The organism is Eubacterium sp. 14-2, assembly GCF_000403845.2.
Taxonomy (GTDB): domain Bacteria; phylum Bacillota; class Clostridia; order Lachnospirales; family Lachnospiraceae; genus Petralouisia.
Window position 1 is genome coordinate 1,090,725 of sequence record NZ_KE159567.1, and the last position, 14,243, is coordinate 1,104,967.

The 14,243-nt window shown below is 33.7% G+C and carries 15 protein-coding genes; all 15 read left to right on the forward strand.

The window, feature by feature from the left end; genetic code table 11:
- Positions 1–373 precede the first annotated feature (373 nt).
- The 15 genes from C805_RS12165 to C805_RS12225 all read left to right on the forward strand — a co-directional run bounded on the left by C805_RS12165 (position 374) and on the right by C805_RS12225 (position 14,243).
- Positions 374–1,099, forward strand: a complete 726-nt coding sequence (locus tag C805_RS12165) for a LytR/AlgR family response regulator transcription factor (RefSeq protein ID WP_016214148.1) — start codon at positions 374–376, stop codon at positions 1,097–1,099.
- Positions 1,100–2,401, forward strand: a complete 1,302-nt coding sequence (locus C805_RS12170) for a sensor histidine kinase (protein ID WP_016214149.1) — start codon at positions 1,100–1,102, stop codon at positions 2,399–2,401. It abuts the gene before it with no gap.
- 141 nt (positions 2,402–2,542) lie between these two features.
- Positions 2,543–3,127, forward strand: a complete 585-nt coding sequence (locus tag C805_RS12175; RefSeq protein ID WP_016214150.1) for an accessory gene regulator B family protein — start codon at positions 2,543–2,545, stop codon at positions 3,125–3,127.
- On the forward strand, positions 3,124–3,273 hold the full coding sequence (locus C805_RS12180) for an AgrD family cyclic lactone autoinducer peptide (protein WP_016214151.1): 150 nt from the start codon (positions 3,124–3,126) through the stop codon (positions 3,271–3,273). Before C805_RS12175 ends, C805_RS12180 begins: the two co-directional genes overlap by 4 nt.
- A gap of 227 nt (positions 3,274–3,500) precedes the next feature.
- The gene (locus C805_RS12185) at positions 3,501–3,770 is read left to right on the forward strand and encodes a hypothetical protein (protein ID WP_016214152.1); all 270 of its coding nucleotides are present in this window, start codon (positions 3,501–3,503) and stop codon (positions 3,768–3,770) included.
- A gap of 2 nt (positions 3,771–3,772) precedes the next feature.
- The gene (locus C805_RS12190) at positions 3,773–4,597 is read left to right on the forward strand and encodes a hypothetical protein (protein WP_016214153.1); all 825 of its coding nucleotides are present in this window, start codon (positions 3,773–3,775) and stop codon (positions 4,595–4,597) included.
- A gap of 70 nt (positions 4,598–4,667) precedes the next feature.
- Entirely contained in the window at positions 4,668–4,856 is a 189-nt protein-coding gene (locus tag C805_RS25765) for a CLI_3235 family bacteriocin precursor (RefSeq protein ID WP_016214154.1), read from the forward strand.
- Positions 4,857–4,950: 94 nt separating this feature from the next.
- On the forward strand, positions 4,951–6,348 hold the full coding sequence (gene ccpM, locus C805_RS12195; RefSeq protein WP_016214155.1) for a Cys-rich peptide radical SAM maturase CcpM: 1,398 nt from the start codon (positions 4,951–4,953) through the stop codon (positions 6,346–6,348).
- A gap of 17 nt (positions 6,349–6,365) precedes the next feature.
- Complete coding sequence (locus tag C805_RS12200; protein WP_016214156.1) at positions 6,366–7,433, forward strand: TIGR04066 family peptide maturation system protein; 1,068 nt, start codon at positions 6,366–6,368, stop codon at positions 7,431–7,433.
- Between the two features lie 16 nt (positions 7,434–7,449).
- Positions 7,450–8,892, forward strand: a complete 1,443-nt coding sequence (locus tag C805_RS12205) for a S8 family serine peptidase (RefSeq protein ID WP_016214157.1) — start codon at positions 7,450–7,452, stop codon at positions 8,890–8,892.
- Positions 8,885–10,591 carry an ABC transporter ATP-binding protein gene (locus tag C805_RS12210; RefSeq protein WP_016214158.1) on the forward strand — a complete coding sequence of 569 codons (1,707 nt, stop codon included), beginning with the start codon at positions 8,885–8,887 and terminating at the stop codon, positions 10,589–10,591. The genes C805_RS12205 and C805_RS12210 overlap by 8 nt, the downstream gene beginning before the upstream one ends.
- Positions 10,592–10,750: 159 nt before the next feature.
- On the forward strand, positions 10,751–11,431 hold the full coding sequence (locus tag C805_RS12215; protein WP_016214159.1) for a DUF6033 family protein: 681 nt from the start codon (positions 10,751–10,753) through the stop codon (positions 11,429–11,431).
- Positions 11,432–11,484: 53 nt separating this feature from the next.
- Positions 11,485–11,652: a CLI_3235 family bacteriocin precursor gene (locus C805_RS25770; RefSeq protein WP_016214160.1), complete on the forward strand. Its 168-nt coding sequence runs from the start codon at positions 11,485–11,487 to the stop codon at positions 11,650–11,652.
- 72 nt (positions 11,653–11,724) lie between these two features.
- The gene (gene ccpM / locus C805_RS12220) at positions 11,725–13,158 is read left to right on the forward strand and encodes a Cys-rich peptide radical SAM maturase CcpM (protein ID WP_016214161.1); all 1,434 of its coding nucleotides are present in this window, start codon (positions 11,725–11,727) and stop codon (positions 13,156–13,158) included.
- On the forward strand, positions 13,158–14,243 hold the full coding sequence (locus C805_RS12225) for a TIGR04066 family peptide maturation system protein (RefSeq protein WP_016214162.1): 1,086 nt from the start codon (positions 13,158–13,160) through the stop codon (positions 14,241–14,243). The genes ccpM (C805_RS12220) and C805_RS12225 overlap by 1 nt, the downstream gene beginning before the upstream one ends.

Sequence of the window (14,243 nt, forward strand, 5' to 3'; positions counted from 1 at the left end):
TCAAATAGAAACAATCCTAGTATAACACTTTTTCCGAAAAATACAAACCTGAAAAGGACTAATATGGGTTCGGAAAATAAAATTATGATTATTTCATGCTAATAAGTAAGTAAAGATATCTATAATCACTTATTTATTAGTGTCAAAATCTGCATAAACAGGTCATTTTCTGTAATTTAATTGACTAATGCGTTAAAGGGAAATAAAATGAAAGGGCTAATTCATACTGTTTTTGGCATGTCGTATTTCTTTACTATGAATATAGGTGGAGGATTAAAGATTTCGGCACGATATGTCGAAATACAAGCTAAAGGAAGTACGATACTTCAGAGACAGGCTACCATTAGATTATTGAGAGGGGAGGGAAAAATGGATGTTCAGAATTGCTATATGTGATGATGAGAGTTTATTTACAGAAGAATTAGAAAGACTGATTTCCAGTTATATGATGGAAAAAGGGCTGGTCTTTAAAATAGATGCATATGGCTCTGGTGAAGCATTGGTAAACTTGGGGATAGAGGTGGTGCGTTATACTGTCGTTTTTTTAGATATTAACATGGACAAGATTGATGGGATCAGGACGGCTGAAAAGATTAGGAAGGTAAGCAGGGATATACTTATTGTATTTGTGACAGCATATGTGAATTATTCTTTAGAAGGCTATCGGTTAGATGCCGTCCGGTATTTATTAAAAGGCAATGCTAACTTTCAGAGTACAGTGAATGAGTGTATGGATGCCATTATGGATAAACTGAATTATTCAGTTGCAAAAAAAGAGTTTGAGTTTAAGGAGGGGACAAAGAAAATATCATTAGAAAGATTGTTGTATATTGAGAGCAATCTGCATAAATTGGAGTTTCATATTATGGAAGATGATATGATGGTATATACCACATATGGAACATTGAATACGTTAGAGGAAGAACTGGCAGAAAATGGTTTTATAAGGATACATCAAAGCTACCTTGTAAATCAAAAATACATAGAGAATGTCAAAAGATATAAAGTTGTATTGACAAACGGGGTTGAATTATCTATACCAAAAGTAAGGTATACATATGTAAAGGAGCAGTTTATATTATATCAGGGAGAAGTTTAAATGTCTGATTTAGTGGTGGAAATTTTAATATTATTTTTTGAAGTGTTATGTAGCAAAATCTTCTGTGAAATATTTGGAAAAGTGAGGAATAAGGGCTGGATCAACATAGTTCAGCTATTTGTCCTTGAAATCAGTGTATTTATAATGGCAAGGACATTTTCAAATGTAATGATTTTAAAACAAATAGTGGTGGCATCAATATATGCCGGGGTTATGTTATGGCATGTGAAGATAAGTATAGGAAAGTCGTTTGCACTGGGGCTGTTGTATCAGGCGATGCTGTTGTCAACGGATTATCTCGCATACTCTATTAACAAGGAAATATGTTCAGGCAATGAGCTGACAGGAAAACAGTATAATTTAGAGAATGTTCTTGTAATTCTACTTGGAAGAGCAATATTATTTTTAGGCGTTATCATTATAAGAAGAAAAATTGGAAAAAAGTCAATCGAGGTATTATGTGACACGGATTGGTTAAAATTGTTGGTTTTTCCTATATTTACGATAGTTATCATAACTTCAATGCTTTCATTCTTTAAAAATGTTGAAACAACTGACCAGATCATGCTGGTGTTTGTAGGTGCTTTTGGAATGATTGGAATGAATATTGTGGTATTCTATTTAATCAACGATATTGCGGAGAGGGAAACAAAGTTATATGAGCATAGAATTTTCCAACTCCAGGTCAAAAGCCAGACAGAAATGTATCGGTCAATATCAGAAAATTTTGACAAACAGAAAAAGAAAACACATGAGTATAAAAATCAAATTGATTGCATTGAACAGCTATTGAATCGAGAGCAGTATTCAAAACTGGAAGAATATGTAAAAGCGGTGCATGGGAGACTTGATAAGGAACTGGATGCTATTGATACGAATAACATAATAGTGAACGCAATTTTAAATACAAAGTATCAGGAAGCAGATACAAACGGGATTGTTGTTGTGCTGCGTGTAAACGATTTGTCTGGTGTGTGGATGAAAGACGAAGATATTGTTACAATATTATCTAATCTGCTTGATAATGCGATAGAAGCGTGTAAAAAATGTGATGACGGAAAAAGAATATTGAAGTTGAAATTTGTTAATGAAGATGGAATGATAAAGATCGGAGTTAAAAATACATTCAGTAATCCGATTGTATATGAGAATGGGGAAATAAAATCTACAAAATTGGTACAGGCAGAGGAACATGGAGTAGGAATCAAAAATATTATTGAAGTCATTGAGAAGTATGGCGGATCATATATCATAAAGGATGATAATTATGAGTTTTATTTTTCAATAATTATTCCTGCCTGATAACAAGCATCTTATATGTCGGATAGAGCATATGGGATGCTTTTTTGTGCCGTTTTCTGCTGTAAAGTGTCCACTTTCTGCAAAGGATATTGTTTTATTTCGTTTTTTCTTTATACTGAATAAAAGGAGGGACATATAGCTATGGTAGAAAAGATAGTAATGCAGTTAGTAACTCAAATGGAGGAACGAAAAATAATTGAAAAATCCAGCAGAGATTATTATGAATATGTTTTGATAACTTTGGCAGAACATATTATTGCGGTTGGAACCATGCTGATAATCGGTATGCTTTTTAATCAATTCATAGCAACGATTATTTTTCTGGTATTTTTTCTTTCATTGAGAAAACGAACCGGGGGTTATCATGCAGATAAATTCTGGCAGTGCTATCTTGCGACAATCATAACTTATATTGGAATTATTCAGGTGGCTGCAATCTTATCGGAAAAGTCTTATATTATGTGTGTAACACTGTTTTTTGCGGTGCTTATCATTGAGATTATAGGAACCGTAAATCACCCTAACATTGATATGGACAAGGACGAATTGCAGGAAAACAAAAAGTCAGCCAGATTACTTGTATTGATGGAGGCAGCAGTAATAATTTTATTGGACATCTTGGGGATGAACCAGCTCTATGTAAGTTATATGTCAATCGCTATCATATTGTGTTCGCTTCTGATGTGCGTAGCAAAATTATTGAAACAGGAGGTAAAGGTAAGATGAAGAAAACAGAAAAGATTACAAACAAGGTATTGAAGGTAGTGGAGAGAATTGCCCGGAATGAAGTGGAAAAAACAGTTCTTGGCAGGACGGCGGAGTGTTCAGCGATTTATCACCAGCCGAAAAGACCGAAGAAAAGGGAAAACTAAATACTGGTTGCGAAGTCTAGTGTGTATAAAGTTGGCTGTCGCATTAAGAAATTAGTGCGCAGCCTAGCTTAATTAAACTTGTCACTTTATTTTGTCACAGGTATGTCTTGATTGTTATTCAACATAATTAGACTTTGTTTAACTATATGTATGTTGTTCGTTTGGACCTTTTAGGAAAACGATGTGGTTCTGACTGACAGAGGAATCGTAGAAAGGAGATATACGGTGTGACAGTATCAAATAAAAGTATAGAAGATAAGTTGGATAGAGTTTTTACTGAAAAGTTCGGCTGTAGTGCAGATAAAGTTGAAATGATGAGAGAGCATAGATTTCTGTCAAGTGAAATAGGTTTTTCTGCTGCTAATCTTTTAGAATTATTTATAGAAGTGGAAAAAGAGTTTGGAATTATTTTTTCAAAGGATGAAATATTGAGTACGCAGTTTGACGACTATACAGAATTAGTAGAAGGAATTAACAAAAAGCTAGGAGGAGAATAATTATGCTTGGTGCAAATGTTGGAAATATAGGAGTAAATCCATATAGGAACTCCTATACAAGTTCTATACAAAATAAGAATAATGAAAAAGTATCGGAATCTTTTTCAGATAAAATTGTGGGAACAATTGAAAATAGTGGCGTTACAGAATCAAGTGCTATGAAGTTTCCTGGGGACATGACAATTAATTATCCACCGAATTTAGCTAAAGTTTCAAATAGTTCAGTTGGTGGAAAATCCAAAGGTGAAATGACGTTGGATGAGTATAAGCAATGGGTTATGAATGAAATATCCCAAATGCCCGTTAGCGGATGGGCTCGTTCTACATACTCATCGGGAGCAATTATAATTAAAGAAGAAGCTTTTGAAAGAATGAAAATTGATCCAGAGTATGAGGAATATGTTTTGAATCGGGTACGTTCAGCATGTTCGGTTCAAGGTATAACCGGATGTTCAAACTATGTTGGTTATGATGTTATTGGAGCATCGCCGGAAGAATGTTATGGTTATGCAGGTCCAGCGGGGGGGAGCAGTTTAGAAAATGTAAGTGACGGGGAAACTTGGTGGGAGAAACGCCATAAAAAGATAAAGGAATTGCTTGAAGAGCAAATTGAAAAAAGTCAAAAGGAGCAATTAGCAAGACGCAAACAAGCAGAAGCTGAATATATAAGTCAGGTATATGCAAGCCGACAGAGAATGTCAAATTTGTTACATAAATCTAATACTGGCAGTGATAATATTGCTGTTCTGCCTTTGATGACAACAGCAGCTTCTGCTTATGAAAAAAATGTTGAAGTGTTGTCAGGTGAAACAATTAAAAAATCTTAAAGATTATAATCAAATTATTGTTTACATAATAATTTTGTTTATAAAATATTCATGAAAGGAGGATATGACAATGAAAAAAACATTAGGAAAGAAAAATTCAGTAAGTAATGGTACAGTAATGTCCTTTGCTTGCAACTGCATGTCTGTTTGCGGTATTGGTTGCTCATGTGGCACTACAGACGCATATACCACGCAGGTCCAGAATTTGGCAAAGGTCGTATCTAGTGGAATGCAGATGTCAACATGGTCTTCTATGTAATTTTTTTGAAAGACAGTGAATTGACAGGATACAGCGATAGGATAGCCTATCGCTGTATTTTTAAAAAATATAATTTTGGAGGAAGGATAATGTAATGCAAAAAAATGATTTTTTTATTCATACATTTAGAACATTAAACTCATGTTATTTGTATGATGTTAATATAAATTCTATAATTAGAATAAATGAATCCACCTATAATATATTGAAAAATGAGCAAGAGATTCCAAATGGAGATATAAGAATTAGCAAATTGAAGGAACGTGGTTTTTTGCAACCAATAGATAGAAACTTCCAGATTGAGCATCCTTTAACAGATAAAGTGGAAAGCTATATACAAAACAATTTATCTCTTTTAATATTGCAGGTTACACAAAATTGTAATCTGAGGTGTAAATATTGTGTTTATTCGGGTAGCTATGTTAATCGTGTTCATACAAATAAACGCATGAATTTTGAAACAGCAAAACAAGCGGTGGATTTTTACTACAATCATAGCAAAAATATTGATATTGCTTCAATAAGTTTCTATGGGGGAGAACCTTTATTAGAATTTGAGCTCATAAGGAATATTGTGGAATATTGTGAAATGAAATTTAGTGGTAAACAATTAAATCTCAATATGACTACTAATGCAACATTATTAACAAATGAGATGATGGATTTTTTACAGGTACATAAAATTAATTTAACAATTAGTTTAGATGGGCCAGAAGAAATACATAATAAAAATCGTGTTTTTGCCGATCATACAAAAGGTACATTTGCAAAGGTTTTAGATAATTTGAACAAATTCCAGCAATTATATCCAGATTATGTAGATACAATTAGCTTCAATGCTGTATTTGACGAAGAAAATAATTTTAAAATAAGTAATGACTTCTTTTCTTCAGATTTTATGAAGAAAGCAGACGTGACATTTACAACGGTCAGTGAACGTGATGCGAAAGAGTATAAAGACATACAAGAAGAATTTGTTATAAACTACAAATACGAGTTGTTTAAAATGTTTTTGTTTTGTATTGGAAGATTGGAGCAAGAAGATGTTTCAAAATTGTTGTCAGCACATATTAATAAGTTAAAACAAAGCGTGCATGAACATTTGAAAAAGCCTTTCATTTCAAATGGAAAAACGTATCCAAGTGGACCATGTATTCCAGGTGTCAATCGCCTATTTGTTACTGTAGATGGAGAATTATTCCCATGTGAAAGAGTTAGTGAAACGAATTATGCATATAAAATAGGTAGTTTGGAAGATGGTTTTTATCTTGATAAAGTTAAAGAACTATTAAACATTGCTCAATATACTAAAACACAGTGCAGTTCATGTTGGGCAATGGGTTATTGTGATGGATGTGCATCAGATATGAGTGACGGAGATAAATTAGTTGCAAAGAAGCGATTAGAGAGGTGCGCATCTATGCGTTTTACGGCAGATGAAATGATGAAGGAATATTGTGTACTAAGAGAGAATGGATACAATTTTGAATAAATGAAAGGAAGAAAATTATGAGAACATTGGTATATCCATATGATGAAGACTTTGAGGCAGTCATTAAGTATGGCGATTTTATTGAGACAATGGAAATAAGAGAGATTTTGTCTCCAGTTGGATGGGGATTACAAAATAAGAAAGTGGGAGAAAATATTCCAATAAAAACAAATATAAATGCTGTTAATTGGGAACGAATTGATGCATTATTGTTAATTGACACAATCAGAACGAATTTACATATAAATGAAATTTTGGAAGTGGTTAAATTATCTGCAAAATTTGTACAAAAGATTATTTTAAATAGGGACATAGATGAAAAATCATATGCATGTATAGAAGATATATGTTCAAATGAAAAAGTAGCATTGATAGATGTTAGGAGACAAACTCAATTACGAGTTTCAGATAATAAACAGTTAAAGTCGATTTATACACCAGTAATAGTTGTTGCGGGTATGGGAGAATGTTGTAATAAGCTGGAAGTTCAAATGTTTATAAAACGATATTTGAATAAATTAGATTATAATGTATGCGTGGTTTCTTCCAGAAAAAATATGGAAATAGTGGGTTTACATTCTTTTCCAACATTCATGTATGGGAATCAAATTGATGAGTCTGAAAAAATTATTGGATTTAATCATTATATAAAGGAGTTGGAAATTGAAGAAAATCCCGATATAATTCTAATTGGAATACCGGGAAGCATTATGCCCATATCTGAAAAACACTCCGAGTTTTTTGGGGTTTTCGCTTTTGAAGTTTTTAATGCAATTAAAAGTGATATGTTATTGTTCTGCATACATAACAATATTTATACTAATGAATATTTTGAAGAATTAAAGAAATTGTGTAAATACCGTTATCAGGCAGATATTGACGCTATTATAATATCGAATCATTCATACGATTCACTTTCGTTGCAAACAGAAGGGACGATCAAATATCTTTCTTTTGACGATGAAGAGGTTGATAGGTATAGAGCCAGCTACCCAGATGATGTTTATAGCAGAGCTATGTATGAAAAACTTGCTGAACATGTGATAGAAACATTATCTGAATACGCAGATTTTCAAGTGATGTAAATAAAAGGATAAATTGGTGAAACAATTGAATGATGAACAAATAGCAATAATTGATAATGGAATAAGTGGGAAAATTGTTGGAATAGATAAAATACAGTCTAAGATTTTTGTAGATGATGACAATAATTGCAAGGAGGATTATGTTGAAATTCAAATTACAGAATTTCAACATGGGACTTTATGTGCATTAATTGTTAAAAAATACAATCCTCACTGTACGTTGAATAGTTTAAGAATTTTAGATAAAGACGGTAATGGAAGGATTGAAAAAATAGAACCTGCATTTGAATGGTGTTATCAGAACAATATAACGATTGTTAATTTAAGTTTTGGAACTACAAACTTTAATGAGTATGAAAAGTTAAGAAATTTGGTTAATAAGTATGTGAATAATGGTTTGATTATTGTGGCGGCAACTGCTAATTCGGGTTTTGTGACATATCCGGCTAGTTTAACAAATGTAATTGGTATAGCAACAACAGATAGCCCTTTAAATTATTTTAAGGATTATATGCAGATGGGAATTGATTCGGTTGTTCCATCTGAACATATTGTTAAGATATGTGACATAGAAACAATAACATCATTAAGTAATAGTTATGCTGCGCCATATATATGTGCTTTGATTGCAAATAAACTAAACAATGACAAAACTCTTGATATAGTAAAATTAAAGAGATATGCAAAAGAGCAAAGCCATATTGAAATGACAGTGGAGGGTTATGAGCCGGATTGGATTTACAGGGCGTATATATCGGGCAGAGGAACTATGAGCAGGGCAGAGTATTATTTTGAAACAGTTACAGGGGCGTATGATGAAATACAGGGGAAAGCAGATACGGTAATAGCCTATTCTATGGCAGAATTAGGAAATTTGGATATAAGAAATAAGAACTTAATATATCTTGGAAATGAGGACATTCATAATATAGATGTTCAAGGATTCATTTGGAGCAGGGAAACAAGGCAACGGCAAATTGAGCATAATTATTATCAGGGAAATGGTCTTGAAGTTCCGGTAGTGATACTGGCAGTGGAAGATGTTATAGATAAGTTCTATGTACTCACAGAACTAAAGAGGGCATTTGCCAATGGCGGTTATAACGCATATACAATAGGAATGGAGCCGGAGAGTGTATTATATGCATTAGAATATATGCCGGAGCCGGTATCAGATATTGATGCTTGGAAAAATTTTATAGAGAGCCAGACTTTTTATAAACAGAGTGATTTGGTCATATGGTGCGTTCCAGTGGAAGAACAAGATAAATATTTGAAAGTATATCCTGATTGTGATGTGCAGATCAGTCTTTGCAATGAGGGAAATATAAATATTATTCAGTTCTCTTTTGAAGGAGAAAAGATTGAGAAAAAAATATCTGGACTGATTGACAGAAAAGATGTTGAGGAAATATATCATATTATAGAAGCGAAACTGACGGAGGAAGAAGATGGATAACAAAGAGGCTGTAAAAAGATTACTTCTGTTACTAGGCAGATACAAAAAAACAATAGTTGTAATTGTCGGCTGTCTGCTTGTTTCTACCGGGTTAAATCTATGTGTTCCGCTGATCAGCAGGCGGATCATGGACGATGGCTTTATTGGTGGAAATAAGAAATTATTGATAGAGCTGGTCTTGGCGTCTATGGTAATCTACACTATAAATTCCCTCATAGATATAGTTAAGGAAAAGAAACGTGTAGATATTTCAGCAAAGATACAATATTTTCTTTCGGAACAGTCTTTTTCACATCTTATGAAGCTGCGGGTAAACTATTTCAATAACACAAATTATGCGGAGACTTTGAATAATATCAACATGGATATTAACCAGATGACATCTATTGCTGACAGCAGTGTTTTTTTCGTAATTACGCAGACGTTTAGCATGACAGGCGGCATAATAGGTTTATTCATAATAGATTTCAGAATGACGGTACTGGTTCTTCTGTTTATACCTATTAAGTGTGTGGTAATGAAATACTTTGCAAAAAAGCAAAAACAGATTATGGACGAGTTCATAAAAAGGAATCAGGAGTACGCTAAATGGTTTGGAGATACCGTTGGAGGGGTACGGGAAGTCAAGCTGTTTAATATCTTGGATAAAAAGCATGAGGAGTTTGAGTTTAATCAGAACAATATTATAGAGAAACAAAAGCAGATGAATATGTTAGGGCAGTGGAATACGATAACAGATAGTATCATGGTACAGTTTCTTTCCACATTATTATACATACTGGGCGCAAATTTAGTGTTTGATATGAAACTTTCAGTAGGCAGTGTGTTCGCTTTCATTACATATAGTGCTTACGTTACCGGACCGATTTCTGCAATCCTAAATATAGGATACCTGTTATCAGGGATTATTCCGTCAACAAAAAGATATTATGCGTTTATGGAATTGGAGGAAGAAACGGATAATGGAAAGAAAACGGATCTATGTCCAAATGATTTGAGATTGCAGAAGGTTTCTTTTGCGTATGAAAGGGATAAGTGCATTTTAAAGAATATTGATATATTATTTGCAAAATGCAGCAAGACAGCTATAATCGGGCGCAATGGTTCGGGAAAGACAACAATCATCAATCTTCTTACGAGAATGTATGAGCCGACAAGCGGTGAAATACTGTTGGGAGCAGAAAATATTTCAGAGCTGCCATTGCCAGAATACCGAAATATGGTATCTGTTGTGAGCCAACAAATCTACTTATTCAATGACACAATAAAGAATAACATCTGTCTGTATAAACAAATAGATGATACAGTGATAGAAGCTGCCTGCAAGGACAGTGGACTTGAAGATTTTATAAACGAGGTTTCCTTAGATCATGTGGTAGGGCAGAATGGGGCAATGCTCTCCGGCGGGCAAAAGCAGAAAATAGCCCTTGCAAGGGCATTGGTGCATGACAAGCCGATTATTTTATTTGATGAAGCTACTTCAAACACAGATGCTTATTCAGAACAGCAAATAAACGGACTGCTTGATACTCGGCTAAAAGACAAAACAGTGATAGTGATAACACATAAGAAAGAAATATTGAGCAAAGTGGATCAGATCGTTGTACTGAAGGAGGGAGTGGTTACAGCTTTAGGGAGATATGATGATTTGATAGGGAAAAGTGATGAACTAAATGTTATGTTGGAAAAAGCAGAATAAGTATAAGAAAATCTTTTCAGAAGCAAGTCTGTCTGTAAAGATTTTTTTTGTGCCGTTTTCTGCAAAAACAATTCATTTTCTGCAAGGGTAATTGTATTTGTTTAAAAGTCTGTTATCATTAAAGAAAAGTCTGAAATTTAAATAAGGGAGGATGATACTATGGCAATAGCAGGAGTAACCGACTATACAAATACATATGCAGCGAATAGAACCAGCTACAATGCAAAAGGAAGTAGTGGATTGAGTGAGACTGCTCAAAGTTATCTGAGTGATTTGAAACAGAAATACTCGGATGTAAATATTACGGTAGCAGATTTTAACAGTGAAAAACAGTCAGATGCCTATATGTTAGGTAGCCGTGGTTATAATAATGTGGCTATTTCAGCTAGTGTTGTGGAGAGGATGGCAACAGATCCGCAGACAGCAGAGAAATATGAAAAAGTAGTTTCAGATATGAGTGGAAATGCAGAACGGATAGAAAAATTTGCACAGGAAAATAATGATGAGATTCTTGGTGCAGGTGTTGTCATTGACAAAAATGGAAAAGTGTCGTATTGGATGGTTGGCAGGAGTAAGGATACGTATGAAAATCCCGGTACTGTGTATAAAGAAAAGGTACAAAAGCAGTTAGAAGAGAAGCGGGCGAAAAGAAAAGAAGAAGAGAAATTGAAAGAAAAGCGAATAATCAAGGCAGAAACAGCAGAAAAGTTGCTGGAAAAGAGGAAAAATGGCAAAGCCATGAGAGCTGATCTGAAAGAAGAACTTTTAGATATTGGGCTTGATGGACATGTTAGAAAAATCACAGAAGAAAAAGGAGTGCAGATGGATATAACTGTTTAATTTGATATGTTGTTTTTCAATGACATAAATATGTAGAGTAGGAGGTGAAATAAATGAAGAAATTAGGAAAGAAGAGAACAGGCAACAATAATACTGTTCAGGCGTATGCATGTGGAGGTGCATTTTGTGTATGCAAAGCATGTGCGGCTGCTTCCGTTGATTCCATGCTCTATAATGGAACAAAAAGCCAGAATGATGGAACATTAATGCTGATCGGCTAGTTTGTATGTCAGGAAGTGGAGTGTACGAGGGACTGTTGAACAAGCAGTCCCTTGTAACATATGGGAGGAATAATGGAAAGTACAATTAAGAAATTAAACTGCCATTTGTTTAGGACTTGTGGAAAATATTATGTGTATGATGTTCCGAAGAATGTCATATTAAAAGTAAATAGAGATACTTATAATGAAATTAAAGAATTAAGCGCAGCGGAGCAGTGTGAGTATAGAGGGAATAATGAAATTATTAAGGAATTGCAGAATGAAGGTTATTTGAGTTCACAGTATATTGAAATGATAGAACATCCCATGACAAGGAATATAGAGAGTGCGTTAGGGAATAGTGTACATATGCTTACACTACAAGTAACACAGAATTGTAATTTACGCTGTAAATATTGTGTATACTCTGGAAGTTATATTAACCGAAAGCATAACAATAAGAGAATGTCCTTTGAAACGGCAAAAAAAGCAATTGACTATTATATTTTACATAGTTCACAAATGCCGAAATTAAGATTTGGATTTTATGGCGGTGAGCCAACTTTAGAGATGGAATTAATTCGCAAATGTGTTTCATATATTAACGGATGCTCATTAGGAAAGCCAGTTGAATACAATTTGACAACAAATGCTACGATTCTTAATAAGGATATTGTTCAGTTTTTTATTGATAATCAGTTCTATTTAACAATAAGTTTGGATGGTTCCAAAAAGATACAGGACAAAAACAGAGTTTATGCAGAATCAGGAAAGGGAACTTTCGACAAGGTTATAGAAAATATCGGTTGGTTGAGAAAAGATTTTCCTGATTTCTTACAGAGGGTTCATTTTAATATGGTTATGGACCCTGTAGATGGATATAGAGATTCCAATGAATTTTTTATGAGAGATGAAAGAGTAAAGGGTATAGAAGTAAATGCTTCACAAAAAAATGATGTTAATTATAAAGAAGAAATAGTAAAAGCACCAGAATATTATATGAATCGTTCTTATGAGCAATTTAAAGTGATTTTCAATTATTATAGAGATATTGAAGAAGATGTTTCTCCATTGGTGAATGGTTATTTGGGTGGAATTAAAAATAATATTGCAGATATGTTAAAAGGAGATGAATCTGGATATAAAATAGGTCATCCAGGTGGTCCCTGTGTTCCAGGGCTGCAAAGGCTATTCGTTAATGCTGATGGAAACTTCTATCCATGTGAAAGAACTAACGAAGATTCAAAGATGATGATTATTGGCGATGTAGAACAGGGAATAGATATAGATAAGGCAAAAACTTTGTTAAATGTTGGCAAGATCTCAGAGAATGTGTGTAAAAAATGTTGGGCATTTCGATTTTGTACTTCGTGTGCGGTTTATGCGGAAGACAGGGATAAATTATCAGTAGAGAAGAGGCTGTCTCGATGTGATTCAATTAGGAGTGCTGTAGAAACAAATTTTAGGGAATATTGCATATTGAAAGAATTGAAAATGGATTTTGAAGAATTGGAGGAAACAGACTGATGAAAAAAGTATTGCTTTTTCCATATAATTATAATTGCTGTGAAATTTTAAGATATAGGGATATGCTTATAGATTACGAAGTAATAGATGTCTTAGCGCCGTCTGGTTGGGGAGTAAATGGGAAAGATGCGGGAATAGTAGATGGTGGAAAGAATATAGGAGTTAATATTCTGGAAACCATAGACTATGGACAGGATTTTCAAGGTGTCATGATAGTTGCTGATTGCACTAATGAGGAAATAGAGCAGGCAGTGTTGATCTATGTAGAGGATGCTATTAGTCATAATAAAGAAATTATTTTTGCAACAGAAGTTAGTGACAAGGTAAAAGAACTGTGTTCTAACAAGCCAGAGCAGATAACTTATTTAATTGATAAACAGCCAACCATTAAGCATAGATGGAAGCTGTTGCAAATAAATACGCCTATTGCTGTAATTGCAGGTTTGAATGAGCTTACCCATAAATTTAAGATACAATTAGAAGTAAATCAATATTTTAGTAAGCAAGGTTATAAAGTAAGTCATGTAGGTTCAAAACAATATGGGGGACTTTTTGGCATACATTCTTTTCCTGATTTTATGTATTCTGATCTAAATGAAACAGAAAAGATATATCGGTTTAATAAATATATAAGGGATATAGAAAAGAAGGAACAGTCAGACATAATAATTGTTGGTGTCCCAGGAGGGATAATGCCATATAACGAAAAATTTCCGGGGCATTTTGGAATAACAATGTTTGAAGTTATGCAGGCTATAAGACCAGATATATTAATAATGAGCTGCTTATATGATAATTACAATGCCGAATATTTTGAAAATTTGTCAACAGGAATTCGTCACAAGTATGGTGTAGATGTGGATGCATTTAATATATCGACTTTTCAGGTTGATATTAACGAGTCAGAACAGAGTAGGGTTCTACAATATTATAAAATAACTCATAATGAGGTAACTACGTTAATTGATTCTTGTAAGGATAGCAGCGTACCAATTTTTAATATAATGAACGGAACCGATGGAGAAAAGATTGCAGAGCTGGTTCTTAATAAGCTGCAAGAATATAGTGAAGCAGAACTGGTATAA